The sequence below is a fragment of the Aromatoleum evansii genome, from assembly GCF_045689615.1.
In the GTDB taxonomy this organism is placed as follows: Bacteria; Pseudomonadota; Gammaproteobacteria; order Burkholderiales; family Rhodocyclaceae; genus Aromatoleum; species Aromatoleum evansii.
Window position 1 is genome coordinate 1,981,507 of sequence record NZ_CP141259.1, and the last position, 22,135, is coordinate 2,003,641.

26 protein-coding genes are annotated in these 22,135 nt (G+C 66.9%); 12 read left to right on the forward strand and 14 right to left on the reverse strand.

Annotated features, from left to right (window positions below; all coding sequences use genetic code 11):
• Window positions 1–7 precede the first annotated feature (7 nt).
• Genes bamA through U5817_RS09135 form a run of 9 tightly spaced genes read left to right on the forward strand, consistent with a single transcriptional unit; the run spans window position 8 to window position 8,146 of the window.
• Window positions 8–2,320 carry an outer membrane protein assembly factor BamA gene (bamA, locus tag U5817_RS09095; RefSeq protein WP_407280512.1) on the forward strand — a complete coding sequence of 771 codons (2,313 nt, stop codon included), beginning with the start codon at window positions 8–10 and terminating at the stop codon, window positions 2,318–2,320.
• 34 nt (window positions 2,321–2,354) lie between these two features.
• Window positions 2,355–2,858 (forward strand): OmpH family outer membrane protein, encoded by a 504-nt coding sequence (locus U5817_RS09100; RefSeq protein WP_169130937.1) that lies wholly within the window; start codon window positions 2,355–2,357, stop codon window positions 2,856–2,858.
• A 17-nt stretch (window positions 2,859–2,875) separates the two neighbouring features.
• Window positions 2,876–3,898, forward strand: a complete 1,023-nt coding sequence (lpxD, locus tag U5817_RS09105) for a UDP-3-O-(3-hydroxymyristoyl)glucosamine N-acyltransferase (RefSeq protein ID WP_169130935.1) — start codon at window positions 2,876–2,878, stop codon at window positions 3,896–3,898.
• A 5-nt stretch (window positions 3,899–3,903) separates the two neighbouring features.
• On the forward strand, window positions 3,904–4,341 hold the full coding sequence (gene fabZ / locus U5817_RS09110) for a 3-hydroxyacyl-ACP dehydratase FabZ (protein WP_169130933.1): 438 nt from the start codon (window positions 3,904–3,906) through the stop codon (window positions 4,339–4,341).
• A complete protein-coding gene (gene lpxA, locus U5817_RS09115) occupies window positions 4,338–5,108 on the forward strand; it encodes an acyl-ACP--UDP-N-acetylglucosamine O-acyltransferase (protein WP_407280513.1) in 771 nt (256 codons plus the stop codon). The genes fabZ and lpxA overlap by 4 nt, the downstream gene beginning before the upstream one ends.
• 4 nt (window positions 5,109–5,112) lie before the next feature.
• On the forward strand, window positions 5,113–6,288 hold the full coding sequence (gene lpxB, locus U5817_RS09120) for a lipid-A-disaccharide synthase (RefSeq protein WP_407280514.1): 1,176 nt from the start codon (window positions 5,113–5,115) through the stop codon (window positions 6,286–6,288).
• Window positions 6,261–6,875, forward strand: coding sequence for a ribonuclease HII (gene rnhB, locus U5817_RS09125; protein ID WP_407280515.1), 615 nt, complete (start codon window positions 6,261–6,263; stop codon window positions 6,873–6,875). Before lpxB ends, rnhB begins: the two co-directional genes overlap by 28 nt.
• Window positions 6,872–7,327: a CopD family protein gene (locus U5817_RS09130; RefSeq protein WP_169130925.1), complete on the forward strand. Its 456-nt coding sequence runs from the start codon at window positions 6,872–6,874 to the stop codon at window positions 7,325–7,327. Before rnhB ends, U5817_RS09130 begins: the two co-directional genes overlap by 4 nt.
• 24 nt (window positions 7,328–7,351) lie before the next feature.
• Window positions 7,352–8,146: an RNA methyltransferase gene (locus U5817_RS09135; RefSeq protein ID WP_169130923.1), complete on the forward strand. Its 795-nt coding sequence runs from the start codon at window positions 7,352–7,354 to the stop codon at window positions 8,144–8,146.
• A gap of 20 nt (window positions 8,147–8,166) precedes the next feature.
• On the opposite strand, the gene bioD is transcribed toward U5817_RS09135, so the two are convergent.
• From bioD to bioA, 5 genes are read right to left on the reverse strand one after another with little or no spacing between them, the layout of a single operon-like run.
• Complete coding sequence (gene bioD, locus U5817_RS09140) at window positions 8,167–8,844, reverse strand: dethiobiotin synthase (protein WP_169130921.1); 678 nt, start codon at window positions 8,842–8,844, stop codon at window positions 8,167–8,169.
• Entirely contained in the window at window positions 8,837–9,652 is an 816-nt protein-coding gene (locus U5817_RS09145) for a methyltransferase domain-containing protein (RefSeq protein ID WP_407280516.1), read from the reverse strand. Before U5817_RS09145 ends, bioD begins: the two co-directional genes overlap by 8 nt.
• Window positions 9,645–10,394: an alpha/beta fold hydrolase gene (locus U5817_RS09150; protein WP_169130917.1), complete on the reverse strand. Its 750-nt coding sequence runs from the start codon at window positions 10,392–10,394 to the stop codon at window positions 9,645–9,647. The genes U5817_RS09145 and U5817_RS09150 overlap by 8 nt, the downstream gene beginning before the upstream one ends.
• Window positions 10,391–11,551: an 8-amino-7-oxononanoate synthase gene (gene bioF / locus U5817_RS09155; protein WP_407280517.1), complete on the reverse strand. Its 1,161-nt coding sequence runs from the start codon at window positions 11,549–11,551 to the stop codon at window positions 10,391–10,393. Before bioF ends, U5817_RS09150 begins: the two co-directional genes overlap by 4 nt.
• A 5-nt stretch (window positions 11,552–11,556) precedes the next feature.
• On the reverse strand, window positions 11,557–12,891 hold the full coding sequence (gene bioA, locus U5817_RS09160) for an adenosylmethionine--8-amino-7-oxononanoate transaminase (protein ID WP_169130913.1): 1,335 nt from the start codon (window positions 12,889–12,891) through the stop codon (window positions 11,557–11,559).
• Between the two features lie 124 nt (window positions 12,892–13,015).
• Between bioA and yaaA the strand changes: the two genes are divergently transcribed.
• The gene (gene yaaA / locus U5817_RS09165; RefSeq protein ID WP_407280518.1) at window positions 13,016–13,801 is read left to right on the forward strand and encodes a peroxide stress protein YaaA; all 786 of its coding nucleotides are present in this window, start codon (window positions 13,016–13,018) and stop codon (window positions 13,799–13,801) included.
• Window positions 13,802–13,811: 10 nt separating this feature from the next.
• Window positions 13,812–14,939 (forward strand): M14-type cytosolic carboxypeptidase, encoded by a 1,128-nt coding sequence (locus U5817_RS09170; RefSeq protein WP_407280519.1) that lies wholly within the window; start codon window positions 13,812–13,814, stop codon window positions 14,937–14,939.
• A gap of 109 nt (window positions 14,940–15,048) precedes the next feature.
• Here U5817_RS09170 and serB read toward each other — a convergent pair whose 3' ends face one another.
• The 5 genes from serB to U5817_RS09195 form a co-directional block, all read right to left on the reverse strand.
• Window positions 15,049–15,879, reverse strand: a complete 831-nt coding sequence (gene serB, locus U5817_RS09175) for a phosphoserine phosphatase SerB (protein ID WP_407280520.1) — start codon at window positions 15,877–15,879, stop codon at window positions 15,049–15,051.
• A complete protein-coding gene (locus U5817_RS09180; protein ID WP_407280521.1) occupies window positions 15,876–16,955 on the reverse strand; it encodes a 3-deoxy-7-phosphoheptulonate synthase in 1,080 nt (359 codons plus the stop codon). The genes serB and U5817_RS09180 overlap by 4 nt, the downstream gene beginning before the upstream one ends.
• A 272-nt stretch (window positions 16,956–17,227) precedes the next feature.
• Complete coding sequence (locus tag U5817_RS09185; protein ID WP_169130903.1) at window positions 17,228–18,388, reverse strand: NAD(P)/FAD-dependent oxidoreductase; 1,161 nt, start codon at window positions 18,386–18,388, stop codon at window positions 17,228–17,230.
• Between the two features lie 156 nt (window positions 18,389–18,544).
• Window positions 18,545–18,709, reverse strand: a complete 165-nt coding sequence (locus U5817_RS09190) for a rubredoxin (RefSeq protein WP_169208849.1) — start codon at window positions 18,707–18,709, stop codon at window positions 18,545–18,547.
• A gap of 42 nt (window positions 18,710–18,751) precedes the next feature.
• Window positions 18,752–19,237 (reverse strand): rubrerythrin family protein, encoded by a 486-nt coding sequence (locus U5817_RS09195; RefSeq protein WP_169131892.1) that lies wholly within the window; start codon window positions 19,235–19,237, stop codon window positions 18,752–18,754.
• Between the two features lie 275 nt (window positions 19,238–19,512).
• On the opposite strand from U5817_RS09195, the gene U5817_RS09200 reads away from it, so the two are divergent.
• Window positions 19,513–19,953: a c-type cytochrome gene (locus tag U5817_RS09200; RefSeq protein ID WP_407280522.1), complete on the forward strand. Its 441-nt coding sequence runs from the start codon at window positions 19,513–19,515 to the stop codon at window positions 19,951–19,953.
• A gap of 187 nt (window positions 19,954–20,140) precedes the next feature.
• Here U5817_RS09200 and U5817_RS09205 read toward each other — a convergent pair whose 3' ends face one another.
• From U5817_RS09205 to U5817_RS09220, 4 genes are read right to left on the reverse strand one after another with little or no spacing between them, the layout of a single operon-like run.
• Window positions 20,141–20,500 carry a hypothetical protein gene (locus U5817_RS09205; RefSeq protein ID WP_169131896.1) on the reverse strand — a complete coding sequence of 120 codons (360 nt, stop codon included), beginning with the start codon at window positions 20,498–20,500 and terminating at the stop codon, window positions 20,141–20,143.
• On the reverse strand, window positions 20,497–20,769 hold the full coding sequence (locus U5817_RS09210; RefSeq protein WP_169131898.1) for a hypothetical protein: 273 nt from the start codon (window positions 20,767–20,769) through the stop codon (window positions 20,497–20,499). Before U5817_RS09210 ends, U5817_RS09205 begins: the two co-directional genes overlap by 4 nt.
• Window positions 20,770–20,778: 9 nt before the next feature.
• Window positions 20,779–21,315, reverse strand: a complete 537-nt coding sequence (locus tag U5817_RS09215; protein ID WP_169131900.1) for a nitrous oxide reductase accessory protein NosL — start codon at window positions 21,313–21,315, stop codon at window positions 20,779–20,781.
• Window positions 21,312–22,127 (reverse strand): ABC transporter permease, encoded by an 816-nt coding sequence (locus tag U5817_RS09220; protein WP_407280523.1) that lies wholly within the window; start codon window positions 22,125–22,127, stop codon window positions 21,312–21,314. Before U5817_RS09220 ends, U5817_RS09215 begins: the two co-directional genes overlap by 4 nt.
• Window positions 22,128–22,135 lie beyond the last annotated feature (8 nt).

Sequence of the window (22,135 nt, forward strand, 5' to 3'; positions counted from 1 at the left end):
CTCCCCGATGAAACTGAAGCTCCTGTCCGGGCTCGTAGCGGCCCTTTTTGCCGCTGCCCCGGTGTTTGCATTTGAACCGTTCGTCGTCAAGGACATCCGCGTCGAAGGCATCCAGCGCACCGAAGCCGGTACCGTCTTCAACTACCTGCCGGTGCGTGTCGGCGAAACCTTCACGGAAGCACAGGCGGCAGAGGCGATTCGCGGCCTGTTTGCCACCGGGTTCTTCAAGGACGTGCGCATCGAAGCCGAGGGCGATGTCCTCGTGGTGCTGGTCGAGGAGCGTCCCGCGATCGCGCAGATCGACTTCGTCGGCGTCAAGGAGTTCGACAAGGACGCGCTGAAGAAGGGCCTGAAGGATGTTGGTCTCGCCGAGTCGCGGATCTTCGACCGCGCGCTGCTCGAGCGTGCCGAACAGGAACTCAAGCGCCAGTACCTGAGCCGCGGCAAGTACGCCGCCGTGATCGAGACGACCGTGACGCCGCTGGAGCGTAACCGCGTCGGCATCAACTTCAAGGTCGATGAGGGCGATGTCGCGAAGATCCGCCAGATCAGCATCATCGGCAACAAGGCCTTCAAGGAGTCGGAGCTGCTGGACCTTTTCCAGCTCACGACGCCGGGCTGGCTGACGTGGTATACGAAGAACGACCAGTATTCGCGCCAGAAGCTGTCGGCCGACCTCGAAACCCTGCGTTCGCACTACCTGAACCGCGGCTACCTCGATTTCAACATCGACTCGACGCAGGTATCCATCACCCCGGACAAGAAGGACATCTACATCACCCTGAGCATCACCGAGGGCGAGCGCTACTCGGTGTCCGCAGTGCGCTTCGCGGGTGACCTGGTGCTGCCCGAGGAAGAGTACAAGAAGCTCGTCGCGATCAAGCCGGGCGAGATCTTCTCGCGCGAGAAGCTGACCGAGACGACCAAGGCGGTGGCCGACCGACTGGGCAATGAAGGCTACGCGTTCGCGAACGTGAACGCGGCGCCGGAAGTCGACAAGGAGAAGCGCGAGGTCGCGTTCACGATCTTTGTCGACCCCGGTCGTCGAGTGTATGTACGCCGCATCAACGTCGGCGGCAACACCAAGACCCGCGACGAGGTCATCCGCCGCGAGATGCGCCAGATGGAAGGCGCGTGGTACGACGCCGCACAGATCAACCGGTCGCGCACGCGGGTCGATCGCCTGGGGCACTTCGAGGAGGTCAACGTCGAGACCCCCGCCGTGGCGGGCACGACCGACCAGGTCGACGTGAACTTCAACGTCAAGGAGCGCGCGACCGGCAACCTCTCGCTGGGTGCCGGCTTTTCGAGTTCGGAGAAGGTCGTGCTGTCGGCGTCGGTGTCTCAGCAGAACCTGTTCGGCTCGGGCAATGCGCTGACCCTCGCGCTCAATACCAGCAAGTCGAGCCGCACCTATGCGCTGTCCTTCACCGATCCGTACTACACGATCGACGGCGTGAGCCTGGGCTGGGACCTTTACCACCGCACCTACGATCCGTCGAACACGCTGTCGGTTGCACCGTACAAGACCGTTTCGACCGGTGCCGGCGTGCGCATGGGCTATCCGATCGGCGAGGATGACTCGATCAACTTCGGTCTTGCGGTTGACCGGACCCGGATCACGACTTTTGACGAAAGCCCGATCCAGTACATCAACTTCTGCAAGGAGCAGGGGTGCAGCAACGATAACGGCATCGGCAACGTCACCGTCAACAGCCTGGTCGCGTCGGCCGGTTGGGCGCGCGACACGCGCGACAGCGTGATCTATCCGCGCAAGGGCAACTTCCAGCGCGTGTTCGGCGAGGTCGCCGTGCCGCCGGGCGAGCTCAAGTACACCAAGCTGAACTATCAGTACCAGCACTGGTTTCCGTTCGGGCGAGACTATGCGCTGATGCTCAACACCGATCTGGGTTGGGCCAAGGGCTACGGCGGCGAGACGCTGCCGTTCTACAAGAACTTCTATGCCGGCGGTATCGGCTCCATTCGCGGCTTCGAGCAGAGCTCGATCGGTCCGAAGGATCCGGTCAGCGAAGATGCGGTTGGCGGTAACCGGCGCGTGATCGGCAATGCGGAATTCTATTTCCCGCTGCCGGGTTCCGGCATGGACCGCTCGTTCCGCATGTCGGCCTTCATCGACGCGGGTACGGTGTGGGCATCGGGCGACAAGGCGAATCTGGCCGACCTGCGCTACAGTACCGGCTTGGCCTTCTCGTGGAGTTCGCCGATTGGTCCGCTGAAGTTCAGCCTCGGCATCCCGCTCAAGAAGGAAAAGGATGACGATCTGCAGAAATTCCAGTTCCAGCTGGGCTCGGTGTTCTGACCGACACGCCCCCTGATATCCGTTGGAGAGATAAGTGAAAGCAACGACTTTGTCCGTTCTCGCCGCTGCCGTTCTGAGCATTGCGGCTCCGACGGCATTCGCCGAGTCGAAGATCGGGTTCGTGAATTCCGATCGCGTCATGCGCGAGGCGGCACCGGCAGTGCGTGCCCAGCAGCGTCTCGAGAAGGAGTTCGAGAAGCGTGACCAGGAGCTCCAGCGCCTCGGGAAGGAACTGCAGGCGACCCAGGAAGACCTCGAGCGCAATGGCGTGACGATGGCCGAAGCGGATCGCCGCACCAAGGAACGCACGTTCAACGACCTGAACCGCGACTTCCAGCGCAAGCAGCGCGAGTTCCGCGAGGATCTCAACCAGCGCCGCAACGAGGAGCTCGCGTCGGTCCTCGATCGCGCCAACCGCGCCGTCAAGCAGATCGCCGAAGCCGAGAAGTACGACGTGATCCTTCAGGAAGCCGTTTACGCCAGCCCGCGGATTGACATCACCGACAAGGTGATCAAGGCGCTGGCCGATACCAAGTAAGGCGGACGTCGGGCCACATGTTCAGGCTGGAAGAGCTGGTCGCCCGCCTGGGCGGCGAACTGGTGGGCGATCCGGCCACGGTCGTGCGGCGTGTTGCGACACTGGATCAGGCCGGCGAGGGCGATCTCGCATTCCTCGCGAATCCCAAGTATCAGTCGCGTCTGAGCGCCTGTCGGGCCTCGGCGGTCATCGTCGCACCGGCTGCGCGATCGCTCAGCGACCGGCCGCTGATCGTCACCAAGGATCCGTACGCCTATTTCGCACGCGTCGCGCAACTGTTCAATCCGCCCGAGGCGTTTGCTCCGGGTGTGCATGCGATGGCGAGCGTCGCGTGCCCCGTTCCGGCCTCGGTGTCGGTGGGGGCCGGGGCCTCGATCGAGGCCGACGTGACCCTGGGCGAAGGCGTGGTGGTGGGCCCGGGGTGCCGTGTCGGCAGGGGGGCGAGCATCGGCGCACGCACGCGCCTGCATGCCAACGTCTCGATTTATTCCGGCTGCGTGCTCGGAGCCGACTGCATCGTGCATTCGGGCGCGGTAATCGGATCCGACGGTTTCGGTTTTGCGCGCGAACGCGACGGCAGCTGGATCAAGATTCCGCAGGTCGGACGTGTCGTCATCGGTGACGACGTGGAGATCGGCGCGAACACGACGATCGACCGCGGCGCGCTCGACGACACCGTGATCGGCAATGGCGTGAAGCTCGACAACCAGATCCAGATCGGCCACAACGTGCGCGTCGGCGACTACACGGCGATCGCGGGCTGCGTAGGGGTGGCGGGCAGCACGACCATCGGGGCACGCTGCATGATCGGCGGCCAGGCCGGGATCATCGGTCACCTCAACATCGCGGACGACGTCGTCGTGTCCGCAGGTACATTGGTCACGAAGTCGATCGCCAAGCCCGGCGTCTATACCGCCAACCTCCCGGTGCAGGGCCACGCCGACTGGGTCAAAAACTTTGCGCATCTGCGCCATCTCGACGCGCTCGTGGATAGAATACGCGCCCTCGAACAACGCCTCGAAGAACACAAGCCTGAGTGAGCTCCATGGACATCAACGAAATTCTCCAATACCTGCCGCATCGCTACCCGTTCCTGCTCGTGGACCGGGTGCTGGAGCTCGAGGAAGGCAAGCGCATCCTGGCGCTGAAGAACGTCACGATGAACGAGCCCTTCTTCCCGGGGCATTTCCCGCATCATCCGGTGATGCCGGGCGTGCTGATCGTCGAGGCGATGGCCCAGGCCGCTGCGCTGTTGTCGTTCAAGACGATGGGCATCAAGCCGGACGAGAATTCGGTGGTGTATTTCGCGGGCATCGACAACGTGCGCTTCAAGCGCCCCGTCGTGCCCGGGGACCAGCTCCAGTTCGACGTCGAGATCACGCAGGGCAAGCGCAACATCTACAAGTACAAGGGCGTTGCGCGCGTTGGCGGCGAGATCGCAGCCGAAGCCGAACTGATGTGCGCGCTCAAGACCCTGTCATGATTCACGCGAGCGCCATTGTCCACCCCGGTGCCAGGCTCGGGGAAAACGTCTCGATCGGCCCGTACTCGATCATCGGCGAGCACGTCGAGATCGGCGACAACACTCGCATCGGCCCGCACGTCGTGGTCGAGGGGCGCACGAAGATCGGCCGCGACAATGAGATCTTCCAGTTCTGCTCGATCGGCGCCGCGCCGCAGGACAAGAAATACGACGAGGAGCCGACGCGGCTCGAGATCGGCGATCGCAATACGATCCGCGAATTCTGCTCGTTCAACGTCGGCACCAGCCAGGATGCGGGGGTCACGCGCATCGGCAGCGACAACTGGATCATGGCCTACGTGCACGTGGCGCACGACTGCCATGTCGGCGACCACACGATTTTCGCGAACAATGCGACGCTCGCGGGACACGTGCATGTCGGCGACTGGGCGATTCTCGGCGGCTTCACGGGCGTGCATCAGTTCGTGCGTGTCGGCGCGCACAGCTTCTGCGGTGTCGGCACCGTGCTGCTGCAGGACCTGCCGCCGTATGTGACGGTCGCGGGCAACCCCGCCAAGCCGCACGGCATCAACAGCGAAGGGCTGCGCCGGCGCGGCTATTCGGCCGACGGCATCGCCGCGATCAAGCGCGCCTACCGTGCGCTGTACCGCGCTGGTCTGAGCCTCGACGATGCGCGTGCGCGCGTCGGCGAGATCGCCGCCGAGCATGCGGAGGTCGCAGCCTTCGCCGACTTCATCTCTGCGTCGGGGCGCGGTATCGTCCGCTGACGCCATGGCAATCCGCATTGCGATGGTGGCGGGCGAGGCTTCGGGAGACCTGCTCGCGAGTCACCTGATCCGGGCGATCCGGCACAAGATCCCCGATGCGGAATTCTTCGGCATCGGCGGGCCGAAGATGCAGGCCGAGGGCTTCGATGCGCGCTGGCCGTGCGAGTTGCTCGCGGTGCATGGCTATGTCGATGCGCTGAAGCGCTATCGCGAACTCTCGGGGATACGCAGGACGCTGCTGAAGCAGGTGAAGGCCGAGCGGCCCGACGCCTTCATCGGTGTCGACGCACCCGACTTCAACCTCTGGCTGGAGGGGAAGGTCCGCGCCGCGGGCATGCCGGCGATCCATTTCGTCAGTCCGTCGATCTGGGCATGGCGCGGCGGGCGGATCAAGGGCATCGCGCGTTCGGTGTCGCACATGCTGTGCCTCTTCCCGTTCGAGCCGGCGCTGTACGAGCGGGCAGGTGTTCCGGTCAGCTATGTCGGCCATCCGCTGGCGGACGCGTTCCCGCTGCATCCGGATCGCGCGCAGGCGCGCGAACTCCTGGGCTTGCCGGCCGAGGGGCGGGTGATTGCCCTGCTGCCAGGCAGCCGGCAGTCCGAGGTGCGGAATCTGGCACCGACCTATATCGAAACGGCGAAGATCCTGCTTGAACGCCACCCGGAGCTGTCCTTCGTCGTTCCGCTGGCGACGCGCGAGACGCGCGAGCTGTTCGCCGCGGCGCTGTGCAGCGCGCAGGCAGGGGAGCTGCCGATCCGCATGCTGTTCGGGCATTCGGTGGAGGCGATGACGGCGGCCGACGTAGTGCTCGTCGCGAGCGGCACGGCGAGCCTCGAAGCGGCACTGCTGAAGCGGCCAATGGTCATCAGCTACCGCATCGGCAAGTGGCAGTACCGGCTGATGAAGCGTATGGCCTATCTGCCGTGGGTGGGCCTGCCGAACATCCTGTGCAACGAGACCGTGGTGCCCGAGCTGTTGCAGGACGATGCGACGCCGGTGGCGCTGGCGGACGCGCTCGAACGCTGGCTCGGCGATCCCGACGGCTGTGCGCAGCTCGCCGAGCGTTTCAACGCGCTGCACCGGCAACTCCGCCAGAACACCGCCGAGAAGGCGGCGGCGGCGATCCTTCCCTACCTCAACAGGACGCCAGAATGGAATCCGTCCCGGCAACCGGCCTGATCTGCGGCGTCGATGAGGCGGGGCGCGGGCCGCTCGCCGGTTCGGTGGTCGCCGCGGCGGTGATCCTCGATCCGGCGCGGCCGATCGAGGGGCTCAACGATTCGAAGAAGCTCAGCGAACGTGCGCGCGATCGATTGGCGCCGGTGATCCGCGAGCGGGCGCTGGCCTGGGCGGTGGCGGAGGCGACGGTGGAGGAGATCGATCGGCTCAACATCCTGCATGCGACGATGCTCGCGATGCAGCGGGCCGTCGCAGCGCTGGGGCGGGCGCCCGATCTGGTGCGCGTCGACGGCAACCGTTGCCCGAAGTTGAATGTTCCGTGCGAGGCGGTGGTGAAGGGCGATGCGACGGTGCCGGCGATCGCAGCCGCCTCGATCCTTGCCAAGACCGTGCGCGACGCGCAGATGCTGGAGCTGGATGCGGCCTTCCCGCAGTATGGCTTCGCGGCCCACAAGGGCTATCCGACCGCGGCGCATCTGGCTGCCTTGCGGCAGCACGGGGTGATCGGCTGCTATCGGCGCAGTTTCGGTCCTGTGCGGGCGCTGATCGACAATCCCGAACTCTGGCCTGCGGGGACCTTGCTGTGACACTTCGACATCTGGTGCTCTTCCTCCATCTGGCCAGCGTGATCGTGTGGGTGGGTGGCATGGCCTTCGCGTACCTGTGCCTGCGGCCGGCTGCGACCGCGCTGCCGCCGTCGCAGCGCCTGCCCTTGTGGGTGGGCGTGTTCGAGCGCTTCTTCCCGATGGTGTGGGGGGCGATCGTGCTGCTCCCGGTGACCGGTATCGGCAGGCTGATCGAGGTCGGGTTCGGCAATGCGCCACGCGCCTGGCACGCGATGATGCTGACGGGGCTGGTGATGATTGCGGTGTTCCTGTCCATCTGGTTCGGCCCATGGCGGCGCCTGCGCGCGGCCGTGGCGTGCGAGGAATGGGCGGCGGGCGCGGTGGCGCTCAACCAGATCCGGCAACGGGTCGGATTCAACATCGTGCTCGGTGCGGTGACGGTGGCGATCGCGACCTTGGGGCTGGGCGTCTGAGACGCGCGGTTTTTCGGTGCCGGCTTGAAAGCGATCTCCTCCCGTGACAACGCCAATGTGAAGCGCCTGCACGCGCTCGCGACCTCGGCGCGCGAGCGCCGCAGCAGTGGATCGACCCTGCTGGATGGCGCCCATCTGGTTCAGGCGGCGCTCGATGCGGGCTGGCCGCTGCGCGAGATCGCGGTGAGCGAGCAGGGGCTGCAACGGCCCGAGATCGGCGCGATCATCGCACGCTGTGGTGCTCTGCCAGCGCTGCAGCTCACCGATCCGTTGTTCGCGCATGTGAGCCCGGTGGATTCACCGTCGGGCATCCTGGCGGTGATCGACATTCCCCATGCGCGGATGCCGAAGGGGCTGCGGGAATCGGTGCTCGTCCTCGATGGCGTGCAGGACGCGGGAAATCTCGGCACGATTCTCAGAACGGCTGCGGCTGCGGGGCTGAAGGAGGTCCTGCTTACGCCCGGCTGTGCACAGGCGTGGTCGCCGCGCGTGCTGCGCGCCGGGATGGGAGGGCACTTCTGCCTGAATATTCATGAGCATGTGCAGGTCGGCGAGGCGCTGCGCGGCTATCCGGGGCAGATCCTCGCGACGGGGCTCGGTGCGGGGGCGCGGGAGCTCTACGACTGCGACCTGCGCGGGCCGGTCGCGTGGCTGTTCGGGGCGGAAGGGCAGGGACTGTCTGATGAGGTTGCGGCGCTGGCGAACGGACTGGTCGTGATTCCGATGCCGGGGGCGGTGGAGTCGCTGAATGTCGGGGCGGCGGCTGCGATCTGTCTGTTCGAGCAGGTGCGCCAGCGGCGTGCGGACGGGCGCGCGTAGTCGGGTACTGCGGCGCGGTATCAGTCCGGCAGGCGCAGTGCGTCGCTCGCCTTCGCTGGATCGCCATCCGCGAAGTGTGGGACAACTCCCAACAGAGGGGCGGGAATCCTCGCTTTCAGCGCAGCGAGGTTTTCATCGAAACGCAGCATCGCGGGATCGACGCGGTTCGCGATCCAGCCGGCGAGCTGCAGGCCGCGGGCAGCCAGCGCCTCGACCGTCAACAGGGCGTGATTGATGCAGCCCAGGCGCATGCCGACGACGAGGATCACGGGCAGCGCGAAGTCCACGGCGAGGTCAGCGGTGTCGTAGCGTTCGTCGAGCGGGACACGGAAGCCGCCGACACCTTCGACGATGACAACATCGGCACGTACGGCGAGCTCCTCGAAGGCGCGCAGGATGCGTGCGGGTTCGAGCCTGACGCCTTCCTCCGCGGCGGCGATGTGCGGGGCGATGGGGCTCGTCAGGCAATAGGGGTTCAGCAGCTGCAGGCCCGGATCGAAGCTGCCGGCGGCGCGGATGCGGGCGGCGTCTTCGTTCACACGCTCGCCATCGACGAGGTCGGCGCCGGCGGCGATGGGCTTCATCCCGACCGCCTGGTGGCCGGCGGCGCGTGCGGCGTGTAGCAGCGCGCAGGTGACGAAGGTCTTGCCGATTTCGGTGTCGGTGCCGGTGAGGAACCAGGCGCGGCGCTCAGTCATGGTCGGACTCCTGTTTCCTGAGGGCTAGCAGGATAAGGTCGTAGGTGGCGGGCAGCTGGCCGTCGGGCCGGCGGTGCGTTTCGTAGGCGGCTTCCAGCGTGCGCCATGCGGCGCGGCCGAGGGGTTTGCGGCGCCGTTGTTCGCCGACGCTGTGGGCGCCGATCGCCTTGATGTCGCGCAGGAGGCCGCGCAGGTCGGGCGCCAGGGCGTAGGCGGGCTCCAGGTCGCTGGCGACGGCCGTCAGGCCGGCTTTCTCCGCGGCGGCGATCCAGTGGGCCGGCGGGTGGAAGCGGATCACGTGGCTCGCCTCGTCGACGCGTGCGAAGGCTTCGCGCAGCTCCCACAGCGTGGCCGGGCCGAGGGTGGCGATCCAGGCGACGCCACCGGGGCGCAGTGCATGGGCGATTTGGGCGAGGGAGAGTGCGGGGTCGCACCATTGGAGTGCGAGGCTGGACCAGGCCGCATCCAGGCTGCCGGCGGCGAGGGGCAGTGCTTCCAAATCGGCGCACAGCGGTGAAATCGTTGAGGCGGAGCTGTTCTGGCGCACGCGCGCGAGCATGGCTGGGGCGAAGTCGAGCGCGACGATGTGGGCGTCCGGCTGGGCTCGCGCGATCAGGTCCAGGCCGAAGCCGGTGCCGCAGCCGGCATCGAGGATGCGGGACACGGATCCGGACGGGGGCGTGGTCGCTGCGAGGGTGGCCAGGCGATGGCAGACCTCGCGCTGCACGGCGGCTGCGCGATCGTAGCTGTCGGCGGCGCTGTCGAAGGCCTTGCGTACCTGCTGCTTGTGGCGACGGCGCTCAGTCATCGAGGCTTCCCGCGATGAGTGCGGCGCATTCGTCCGGACGTGACAGGAAGGGGGCGTGGCCGCAGTCGTCGAAGATTGCGAGCCGTGCGTCGGGGAGTTGCTGCGCGAGCCATTCCGCTGCGGCGAGCGGCATCAGTGCATCGCTTGCGCCGTGGATCAGCTGTGCGGGTTGGCGGATCTCCGGGATGAAGGCGCGCAGGTCGGTGTTCGCGAGGACTTCCAGCCCGCTGGAGAGGCTCGGGGCGCGCTCGGGACCGGTGTCGGCGAGGGCGGCCGCGAGTTCTCCCGCAACGGCCCTCCGGCGTGCGTCGCCAAGCGACTGCAGTGCGACGAATTTCTTCTGCGTGCCGGCGGGATCGGTTGCGAAGTTCGCGTTGAAGGCAGCGACGGTTGCCGCGTCGAGGCCGTGTGGCCACGGGCCGTCATCGCTGCGGGCGACGAAGCGGGGCGTGCTGCCGATCAGGATCAGGCGTGCGACCCGTTCGGGATGGCGGCGAGCGAGGTCGAGCGCGATCAGGCCGCCGAGCGACCAGCCGCACAGCGCGGCGCGGTCCGGCAGGGCGGGAAGCAGTGCGTCGCTCCACGCCGCGAGATCGGCGGAGGGCGCCGGGAGCGCGTTGCCGTGACCGGGCAGGGCGGGCGCGAGGGTGACGGCGCGCGACGGAAGGGCTTCGCGCAGGCCGCGCCAGACGCTCGGGGTCAGGCCCCAGCCGTGCAGCAGGACCAGCGGCAGGGCGCTCAAGCGCTGTGCTCCAGGTCGTTCAGCGCGGCGACGAGGCGCTCGACGTCCTGATGGGTGTGCGCGGCGGTGAGCGAGATGCGCAGGCGGGCGCTGCCTTGCGGGACGGTGGGCGGGCGGATCGCCGGGACCCACAGGCCGGCGTCCCACAGCGCGCGGGCGGCGGCGAGCGTTTCGGCGTTGTCGCCGATCACAACCGGCTGGATCGGGGTGCGCGAGGGCATCAGTTGCCAGCGCCGCAGTTGCAGTCCGGTGCGGAGATGTTCTATCAGGGTGGCGAGATGCACCCGGCGCGTGTCGCCGTGCTCGATGAGATCCAGGCTCTTGAGCAGGGCCGTCGCGAGGGCGGGCGGCGCGCCGGTCGTGAAGATGTAGGTTCGGGCCTTCTGCATCAGCCATTCGACGACGTCGCCGTGGCCGGCGATGAAGGCGCCGGAGACGCCGGCGGCCTTGCCGAGGGTACCGATATAGACGAGGCGCCACGACGCGAGGCCCGCTTCGCGCAGTGCACCACGGCCGTCCGGGCCGAGGACGCCGAAGCCGTGGGCGTCGTCGACCATCAGCCACGCATCGAAGCGATCGGCCAGCTCCAGCAGTCCGGCGAGCGGTGCGACGTCGCCGTCCATGCTGAACACGGAGTCGGTGACGATGAGCTTGCGCTTCGCAGTGCTAGTGGTGAGCGCGCGTTCGAGTGCGCCGAGGTCGGCGTGCGGGTAGCGGTGCAGGTCGGCACGCGAGAGCAGCGCGCCGTCGACGAGCGAGGCGTGGTTCAGGCGGTCGGCGAAGATCGCGTCGCCGCGGCCGACGAGGGCGGGGATCACGCCGGAATTGGCCATGAAGCCGGTCGACAGGTAGAGCGCGCGCTCGCAGCCGACGAAGGCGGCGAGCCGGCGTTCGAGTTCGTCGTGCACGGTGTAGTGGCCGCTGACCAGATGCGAGGCGCCCGAGCCGCTGCCCCAGCGGTCGGCCCCGGCCTTGAGCGCAGCGGCGAGTTCGGGTTCGGCGGCGAGGCCGAGGTAGTCGTTGCTGCAGAAGGCGAGCATGTCGCGGCCGTCGACGCGCGCGTGTGGGCCGCAGGGGGTGTCGAGGCTGCGGCGCACGCGACGCAGGGACTGGGCATCGAGTTCGGCCAGGTCGGCCTTCAGCGAATCGAGCAACATGGGTATCAGGCGAGGGCTTCGGCGAGCGCGGTGGCGGCCCCGGCGACGAGGTGGGCGACGTGGCCGTCGTCGAGCACGTAGGGCGGCATGAAATACACGGTGTTGCCGATCGGGCGCAGCAGTACGCCGTGTTCGAGCGCGGCCGAGAAGAAGCGGCGCGAGAAGTCCGGGCGCTCGCTTGCGACGTCGAACGCGAGGATCATGCCGCGCTGGCGCAGGTGGCTGACCGCCGGATGATCGCCGAAGCGGGCGCGGACCGCGTCGCCCAGGCGTTGGGCGAGGCCGCGGTTGGCGGCGAGGACGTCGTCCTGTTCGAAGATGTCGAGCGTCGCGAGCGCCGCGCGGCAGGCGAGCGGGTTGCCGGTGTAGGAGTGCGAGTGCAGGAAGCCACGCGTCGTCGCGTCGTCGTAAAAGGCGGCGTAGATGGTGTCGGTCGCGAGCACCAGCGACAGCGGCAGGTAGCCGCCGGAGATGCCTTTCGACAGGCAGATGAAGTCGGGCCAGATGCCGGCCTGCTCGCACGCGAAGAAGGTGCCGGTGCGGCCGCAGCCGACCGCGATCTCGTCGGCGACGAGGTGCACCGCGTAGCGGTCGCACAGCGCGCGGGCGAGGCGCAGGTATTCGGGGTCGTACATGACCATGCCGGAGGCGCCCTGCACGAGCGGTTCGACGATCAGCGCGGCGGTTTCGGCGTGGTGTTCGGCAAGGTGCGCTTCGAGGGCGGCCGCGGCGCGGCGGGCGACGTCGGCCGCCGATTCGCCGGGCTCGGCTAGGCGGGCGTCGGGCGTGGGCACGATGCTGCCGGGGCGCACCAGCGGGGCGTAGGCGTCGCGGAAGATCGCGACGTCGGTGACGGCGAGCGCACCGACCGTCTCGCCGTGGTAGCTGCCGGCGAGGCTGACGAAGCGCGATTTTTCCGGGCGGCCGACATTGCGCCAGTAATGGGCGCTCATCTTCAGCGCGATCTCGGTCGCGGAGGCGCCGTCCGAGGCGTAGAAGGCGTGGCCTAGGCGGTGGCCGGTGAGGGCGGCGAGGCGCTCGGAGAGCTGGACCACCGGTTCATGCGTGAAGCCGGCGAGCATCACGTGTTCGAGGCGCTCGAGCTGGTCGCGCAGGGCCGCGTTGATGCGCGGGTTGCAGTGGCCGAAGAGGTTCACCCACCAGGAGCTGATGCCGTCGAGCAGCCTCCTTCCGTCCGCATCGATTAGCCACGGGCCTTCGCCGCGCACGATGGGCACCAGCGGCAGATTTTCGTGCTGCTTCATCTGCGTGCAGGGGTGCCAGACGGACTTGAGGGAGCGGTCGAGCAGGGATCGGTCGAGCGGGGAGGGGACGTGCATCAGGGCTTCCGGCGGCGTGCAACCGGGAAATGTCGCGCAACCGGGGTTTCCTGTCAAACCCGCTCCGGCACTGCGTGTGCGATTTGCTAACATGTGGCATCCCCAATCCGAAGAAACCTTTCCCATGATTTTCGTGATTTCCCCGGCCAAGGCGCTCGACTATGAAACGCCGCCGGTGACGCAAGTGCATACGCAGCCTGACTACCTCGCGGATGCGGCCGAACTGATCGCGGTGATGCGCGAGAAGTCGCCTGCCGAGGTTTCTGCCCTGATGGATATCTCCGACCAGCTCGCGACGCTCAACGTGGCGCGCTATGAGACCTGGGCGCCGCCGTTCTCGCTCGCGAACGCGAAGCAGGCGGTGCTGGCGTTCAACGGCGACGTCTATGACGGGCTCGACGCGACGACGCTGTCGGCAGCAGAGCTCAAATGGGCTCAGGAGCATCTGCGCATCCTGTCGGGCCTGTACGGCCTGCTGCGGCCGCTGGACCTGATGCAGGCCTATCGTCTGGAGATGGGCACGCGGCTCGCGACGGCGCGCGGGAAGAACCTCTATGCCTTCTGGGGCGACAAGCTGACCGTGGCGCTCAACGGCCTGCTCGCGCAGGAGCGCGAGGCGGGGGCGGTGCCGGTGCTGGTCAATCTGGCGTCCGAGGAGTACTTCAAGTCGGTGATGCCGGCGAAGTTGTCGGCGCCGGTCGTGACGCCGGTGTTCGAGGACTGGAAGGGCGGACGCTACAAGATCATCAGCTTCTACGCGAAGCGTGCGCGCGGCCTGATGTGCCGCTATGCGATCCGCAATCGCGTCGAGGACGTCGAGGGGCTGAAGGGGTTCGACCTGGATGGCTATGCGTTCGCGCCGGAGGCGTCCGACAAGGACACGCTGGTGTTCCGCCGGCGCGTCGAGTGAGGGGGCGGACATGAAGATCAGCCACAGCTTCGACTCGGGCGCGATCGAGGTCCTGAGCCTCGACGACCCGGAGGACATCCGCCTGCGCCTGCGCGCGGACAATGCGGCGGAGTTTCGCCAGTGGTTCCACTTCCGCGTCCAGGGCGCGGCCGGGCAGAGTCTGCGCATGGTGTTCGAGAATGCCGCAGAGGCGGCGTACCCGGACGGCTGGCCGGAGTACCGCTGCGTCGCGTCCTACGACCGGCGCAACTGGTTTCGCGTCGCGGCGACACGCTACGAGGACGGCCAGCTGATCGTCGAGCACACGCCGGCACACGACAGCGTGTATTACGCGTATTTCGAGCCGTATTCCTACGAGCGCCATCTCGATCTCGTCGGTTGGGCGGAGACTTCGCCCTTCGCCCATGTCGACAGCGTCGGATCGACGGTCGAAGGGCGGGAGCTCGACCGCATCGTCGTGGGGCGGGAATCGCCGGCACACCGGCCGGTGTGGATCCTCGCTCGCCAGCATCCGGGCGAGACGATGGCCGAGTGGTTCATCGAAGGTCTGCTGGAGCGCCTGCTGGATGCGGCGGACCCGGTCGCGCGCCGGATTCGCGAAAAGGCGGTGCTCAACATCGTGCCGAACATGAACCCGGACGGGGCGATCCACGGCAACCTGCGTACGAACGCGGCGGGGCGCAACCTGAACCGCGAATGGCGCACGCCCGACGAGCAGGCGAGCCCGGAGGTCTTCCACGTGCGGAACGCGATGGAGGCGACGGGCTGCGACCTGTTCCTCGACATCCACGGCGACGAGGCGCTGCCCTACGTGTTCTTCTCTACCGCGGAAGAGGTGCCGGGTTTCACCGCCGAGGCGGCAGCGCGGCAGTCACGGATGGTCGCGGCCCTTTCGGCGGCGAGCCCCGATTTTCAGACCGAGCACGGCTACAAGCCGGGGCGTTTCGGCGAGGAGCTGCTGACGCTGGCGAGCAAATGGGTGGCGCACCGCTTCGGATGCGTCTCGCTGACGCTGGAGATGCCGTTCAAGGACAACGCGAACATGCCCGACGGCCATGCGGGGTGGAGCAGTGCGCGCAGCAAGCGGTTGGGGGCGGCGATGCTCAATGCGATCCTCGCGCATCTGGAGGGTGGTTGATACGGAGCGTCGCAGTGTGAGCGGTCATGTGGGAGCGGCTTCAGCCGCGAATCGGGCTATCGCAGACTGCACGGCCCATTCGCGGCTGAAGCCGCTCCCACGGTGTGTGCTACGCGAACAGGTTGAGCAGGCCGTCGAGACCGACGTGGTCGAGGCGGCAGTCCGCCGCCTTGCGCAGCACCGGTTTGGCACGGAACGCGACGCCGAAGCCCGCTTCGGTGAGCATCGGCAGGTCGTTCGCGCCGTCGCCGGCGGCGATGACCTGATCCGGCCGCAGGCCGAGGCGTTCGCGCGCGGCGCGCAGGTGGGCAGCCTTGGCTGCGCCATCCACGACCGGGCCGCTGACGCGCCCCGTAAGCTTGCCCTCGACGACTTCGAGCTGGTTGGCGTGGGCTTCGTCGAAGCCGAGGCGGGCCTTGAGGCGTTCGGTGAAATAGGTGAAGCCGCCCGACACGAGCACGGTGTGGATGCCGGCCGACTTGAGGCCGCGCATCAGGCGTTCGGCGCCGGGGTTGAGCTGCAGGCGCTGCTCGTACACTTCGGTCAGCGCGGATTCGGGCAGGCCGGCAAGCAGGCTCACGCGGCGCGTGAGCGACTCGGTGAAGTCGATCTCCCCACGCATCGCAGCCTCGGTGATCGTGGCCACTTCTGCCTTGAGACCCTGCATGTCGGCGATCTCGTCGATGCACTCGATGTTGATCAGGGTCGAGTCCATGTCGGTGACGAAGAGGCCGAAGTCGGCCAGCCGGCGCCCGGGCTCGACCCAGGTCCAGTCGAGCGCGGCGGTGGCGCATACCGCTTCGACTTCTCCATGCTCATGCGCGCCGACGAGGCGGAAGGCCTGCGGGTTGATCTGTTCGATGGCGCTGGCGCCGGTGAGCTTTGCGACGGTTTTCAGGGCGACCGAATCGACGTCATCGCCCTGCACGACTAGATTCATTCGGCGCGGCTCCGGCGTTGCAGCGCGTCGCGCAGGACGGCGTGGGCCTTGCGAATCGTCTCGGCGGTGTCGTCCCAGCCGACGCAGGCGTCGGTGACCGAACAGCCGTACTTGAGTTGCGACAGATCGACGGGAATCGGCTGGTTGCCGGCTTCGATGAAGCTCTCGATCATGAGGCCGACGACCGACTGGTTGCCTTCGCGGATCTGGTGGATGACATCCTTCATCACCAGCGGCTGCAATTCGGGCTTCTTCCACGAGTTGGCGTGCGAGCAGTCGACGACGATGTTCTGCGGCAGCTTGGCCTTGGCGAGGGCCTGTTCGGCGAGCGAGATCGACACGGTGTCGTAGTTCGGGCGGCCGCCGCCGCCGCGCAGCACGACGTGGCCGTAGCGGTTGCCGCGCGTGCGCAGGATGGCCGACTGGCCCTGGCCGTTGATGCCGAGGAAACTGTGCGGATGCGAGGCCGAGACGATGGCATTGATCGCGACGTCGAGGTCGCCGTCAGTGGCGTTCTTGAATCCGACCGGGGTCGATAGTCCGGAGGACATCTCGCGATGGGTCTGCGACTCCGAGGTGCGGGCGCCGATTGCGGTCCAGGAGATGAGGTCGCCGTAGTACTGCGGCGCGATCGGGTCGAGCGCCTCGGTGCCGGCGGGCAGGCCGATCTCGTTCACATCCATGAGGAAGCGACGCGCCTTCTCCATGCCTTCGTCGATGCGGAAGGAGTCGTCCATGTAGGGGTCGTTGATGTAGCCCTTCCAGCCCGTCGAGGTGCGCGGCTTTTCGAAATACACGCGCATGACGATCAGCATGGTCTCGGAGACTTCGTCGGCGAGCGCCTTCAGGCGGCGGGCATAGTCGACGCCGGCGACCGGGTCGTGGATCGAGCACGGACCGACGACGACGAAGATCCGGTTGTCCTTGCGGTCCAGGATTTTGTTAAGCGCCCGGCGACCGGCCAGAACCGTCTCGGCGGCTTTCTCGGTCAGCGGGACGCGTGCCTTGATCTCCTCGGGCGAGGGCATGTGATCAAGGGCGACGATGTTGAGGTTGTCCGTATTGGCGACAGGCATGGCGCGCTCCGCAGTGCAGCAAAGGAGACGATTGTAACCCGAAGCGAGGAGGCTTCGCGGGGGCGCGAGTTTGCCGGGTTAATCGCAGAACCGGTGCAGGGCGGGAGGAGCGCAGCGTATTTCGCCAGTCCTGGGGGCGGAAGCGGCCCAGGTGCCGCATGGCGGGATACGCCTTCGGCTCCACCCGCCCTACGGATCTGTGCTTCCAGGCGCTGCGTGAGACAAACTGGCGAAAAGCGCCTCCATGCAATTCCCCTGGGGCGCCCGCCGTGTCAGGCGAGCGCGGCGGGGGCGAGTGCCGTGAGCGCCTGTTTGCGGGCAGTGGCTGCGCCGAGCAGGGCGAAGCCGAGCAGCGTGCCGTCGGGGGCAAGGAACCGTGCTTCGACGCCCGCCTCGCCGTCCGCTGCGGGTTCGATGTGCCAGCGACCTTCGGCATTCGCGGCCGGGGGGCAGACGACGGTCGGGCAGGCAGGGGTCTTGACGACGACGGGCATCGCGGGGTAGGCGAGCGGCGTCGGCTTGCCGGCCAGCGTGGCGGCGAGCGCGCGCGCCTGGTGCATGATCGGCATCACGAAGGGCAGGACCAGGCCTTCGACCTCGGCGCAGTCGCCGAGTGCGTGGATGTGCGCGTCGGACGTGGCGAGCCGGCGGTCGACGCGGACGCCGCGATTCACGGTCAACCCGGCAGCCGCAGCGAGCGCGGTGCGCGGGCGCAGGCCGACGGCGGAGAGCACGAGATCGGCGTCGAGGATGCTGCCGTCGTCGAGGGTGACGCGGTAGGCGTTGCCGTTCCTTTCCACGGTGGTGGCCGAGACCTTCATGCGGAAGCCGACGCCGGCCGCTTCCAGTTGCTGGCGGAACCAGGCGGCCGCGGCTTCGGGTAGCAGGCGGCCGAGCGGCCACGCGGCGATGTCGATGACGGTGGGGGCGATGCCGCGGGCGAGCATGTCGTTGGCGAACTCGCAGCCGATCAGGCCCGCGCCGAGGACGACGATGCGCTTCGCGCCGTCGAGCCGCGCGGCGAAGCGGGAAAAATCGTCGAGGTCGTTCACGGAGAGGATGTCCGCCGCACCGTCGCCGGCGATGGGCAGGCGGATGGGATCCGCGCCGATGGCGAGGACGAGATCGCGGTAGGCGATGCGTTCGCCGCTGGTCAGCACCGCGACGCGGTTTGCCGTTTCGATGGACGCGATCTCGACGTGGGGGCGAATCGTCGCCAGCACTTCACCGGCCATCTTCTCGGCGGACTTCATGACGAGGCTCTCGGCGGTCTTGTTAGCCGAGAGTGCGTTGGAAAGCATCGGTTTGGAGTAGAAGCCGGCCGCGTCACGGCTCAGGATCATCAGCGGCGTGTCGCGGTCGAGCTTGCGGAATTCGCGCGCCAGGTTGTATCCGGCAAGGCCGCTGCCGGCGATGACGATGGGCTGGGTCATGGATGCGGTCTCTCTGCGGGCGTTGTGATTGTTCGGGAGCGCGGAGCGGCTGGGGCCTGCCGCCACCCCTTGCGACGTTGGGGTCGGGGGTGAGTCGGGGCGGGGCAGGCGTGAGGGGGCTGCAAGCGGCGACCGCAGTAGCAGTCTCCGGCGGCGTCAGATCGCGACCATCTCGAAGTCGGCCTTGGCGACACCGCAGTCAGGGCAGGCCCAGTCGGCGGGAATGTCTTCCCAGCGCGTACCCGGGGGGATGCCCTCGTCGGGGAGGCCGGCCGCTTCGTCATAGATGAAACCGCAAACGATGCACTGATAGGTCTTCATGATCTTCTTTCCGTTGTGTTGGGGTTGTCGGGGGCGGCAGGGTCAGGCGGAAAGCCGGTCGAGCACCTGCTGGTAGTGGTTGGCGTGGCGCTCTTCCACCTTGGCGAGCGCGGCGAAGCGCTTGGCGGCCTTTTCCAGCACGGTCTTGAACTGTTCGGCATGTTCCTTCGATTCGGCGATCTGTTCGTCGATCTCCTGGACCGCAGCCTCGTTTCCTTCGGCAACCGCAACGTGGCGGAAGTTCGGGTACATCTCCGTGTATTCGTAGGTTTCGCCTTCGATCGCGAATTGCAGGGCGCGAGCGGGGCTCATCTTGTCCTTGGGGAAGAGCAGGTCGAGGTGGCCGAAGGCGTGCATCACTTCCTGGTCGGCGGTCGCCTCGAAGGCCCTGGCGGTTTCCTCGTCACCCATCTCGCGGCACAACTTGGCGAAGTAGCGGTACTTGATGTGGGCCATCGACTCGCCGGCGAAGGCGGATTCGAGGTTCTTGATCGTGAGCGACTCGGGGTTGTGGAAGGGGCTGGCCATCGTTTTCTCCTTGCGTCGTTGATGTTGCGTTGAGTGAATGCTACCCGCGGGGAGTTAATTATTAAAATTGAACATATGGATATTAATAATAGGCGGTGACTATTTTGAGGGCGTGCGTCCTTTCCAAATTGTTTCCAGATACAGCCACGTGTTAAAAAATGAATTTGTGCAAATATAACTGCGCGGAACAGCGTCAAATTAATTACACGTGTTGCGAGGCGCATTTTCTGATGTCGGGCCCGCGGCATTTCGAGTAGATGACCAGGAGAACGAAAATGATGAATAAGTCATTAATCGGGGCGGTGGCCATGGCACTGCTGCTGTCGGCCTGCGGAAAGAATGAAGAGGCTGCGCAGTCCGCGCCATCGCCGGCGCCCGCGGCTCCCGCTCCGGCAGCGCCCGTCACCCAGGCGCCGACGACCGCAGCGCCGTCCGCTGCGGCGGGCACGGCTGTGGCCGACAACGCGCTAGGGAGCAGCATCTACAACAAGGTGTGCGCGCTCTGCCATGCGGCCGGCGTGGGAGGAGCGCCGAAACCCGGCGACAAGGCGGACTGGGGGCCGCGTATCGGCCAAGGCAAGGATGTGCTGTACAGGCACGCCCTGGAAGGCTTCACGGGTCAGAAGGGGATGATGCCGCCGCGCGGAGCCAACCCGGCGCTGAAGGACGAGGAAGTTAAGGCCGCCGTCGATTTCATGGTTTCGAAATCGGAGTGACGGCGGCGCAGGTGTGGGGGCCGACGGCCCCAGCACTTGCGCGCTGGAACGTTTGTTTATACATCCGGCAAGCCAATTGCCGTCCACGGCAAGCCTTGCGACTTCGCTCCGGACAGGTCTGTGGAACCTGCGCCGCGTTCCCGCCCTTCGACACGCTCAGGGCGAAGGACGGTATCTGAGTGCCGCCTTAATGGCAGAGTCCGAGAGTCGGATCTGCGAGCAGCGCCTCGATCACGCGCGAGAGGTTGTCGGCCGGAGCGCACTCGGTTCGCGTCAGGGGGTCGGGAAGCGGCTTTCCGCTGCTGTCGTGGAGATGGTTGGGAAAGGTCGCCAGTTCGCGGTGCAGCGGCGCGGTGTCTATGCCCAGTTCGGCGTCGCCGCAGGTCCAACGCAGCGAATAGGCGTCGTTGGCGGCGTAGCGCACCGTCAGCGTCACGCCGTTGTCCAGATGCACGACGAGGGCGTCCTGTCGGTGCTCGACCGGCTGCGACAGGCGGGCGTCGAAGGTGCTGCCGATGTGGTCGGCGAGTTCGATATGGAGGCTCATGTCCGTCTGGCCTCGCTCAGGCACTCGGCCATCATCGCGCGTACCGTTTCCCGCGTGTCGGCGAGAATGCGGGCACTCAGATATTGCTCGTAGGAGGGGTGCTCCGGCACCGTGCCGTTGTAGATGCGCTCGAGCAGTTCGATCTCGTCTGCCGCGCCGCTCGTGCTGAGGATCACGTCGCGGTTCTCGCGCAGTTCGAAGATCAGCCTGGCCAGTTGCTCCAGCTGTTGCGCATCGTCGGGCTCGATGTCGTCGTAGAAGCTCGCCATGATCGTCGCTCACATTTTGCTGTCGTGAAGGGCTCCGCCGTCCAGCACCGCCATGTCGGGGGTGATCGCGTCGAACGCGAGGACCTTGCCGCCGTGTGCCTGGGCGAATTTCTGGGCGTCGGCCTGCTGCGCAAAGGATCCGATCGTGGGTCCCATCGATCCGTGGCGCGCGCTGCCGATGACGTACCAGGCCGTTTTGGCGTCGATCCACGCGCCGCGCGGCTGGTCCCAGTCGGCTTTGCCCATGTCCTGGACGAAAAGCGCTTTCACCGGACGCACCTGCTCGGGCTTCAGGTAGATGCCGAACATCTCGACCGTGTCGCAGAAGAATTCCGGCTCGGGACGGTCGGCGTAGAAGATCTGCGCCTTGGGGCCGGGGTAGTCGGCGAGCAGCATGCCGTCGAGGGAGCAGGCGGTGCTCTGGTCGATCTCGACCGCGGCGAGCTTCGCGGCGCCGCCGCTCTCGCCGGACCCGCAGGCAGCGAGGAGTCCCGTGGCGAGGACGGCGAGCAGGGTCATTCGGAGGGACGGGAGGGGGGCTATCATTTGCGGAATCTCCATGCGGCAATGCCCAGCGGCGCGGTGATCCATGCGGCCATCACGAGGCCGAGCAGCCAGGGTTCGGCCAGCGCGCGGGGGAAAACGGTGGCGAGTCCGTACAGGGTGCGTACGTCGTCGAGGGAAAAGATGTTGAGGATGCGGAAGACGTCGGCGGGGTTGAGCAGCAGCAGGTAGGGGAAGAGCTCGCCGCCGTACTTGCCGCCGCTGACGACCAGGGCGCCGAGCAGCAGCAGGTCGAACACCAGCACGAAGAAGAACCACAGCGCGATCGCCAATCCGGAAGCACGCGTGCGGTCGGCGGCGAAGGTCGACACCATCACGGCGAGGCTGAGGAAGGCGAGGCCGAGCAGCACCGAACTCAGCATGAAGCCGAAGAAGTGGAACAGCGCGGCGAGATTGAGCTGCGATGCGAGCACCACGGCGACGAGGCCGAAGCCCGCGATGGTCGAGAAGGCGAGCGCCGCGGCCAGGCCGAGGTACTTGCCGAGCAGCAGCTCGAAGCGCGTGATCGGCATCGACAACAGGAGGTCGAGCGAGCCGCGTTCCCGCTCGCCGACGATGGCATCGAAGCCGAGCACCAGCGCGATCAGCGGGACGAGGTAGATCACGAGCGAGACGAGGCTGGCGATCGTGAACTCGATCGAGCGGAAGCCGACCGTGCCCTGCTGCGCTCCGCCGAAGTAGGCGATCACGAGCGCGAACACGGTGAACACGAGGGCCACCGCGAGCACCCAGCGGTTGCGGATGCGGTCCCAGAATTCCTTGCCGGCGAGGGTGGCGATCTGTCTGAATTCCATGGTCGCGC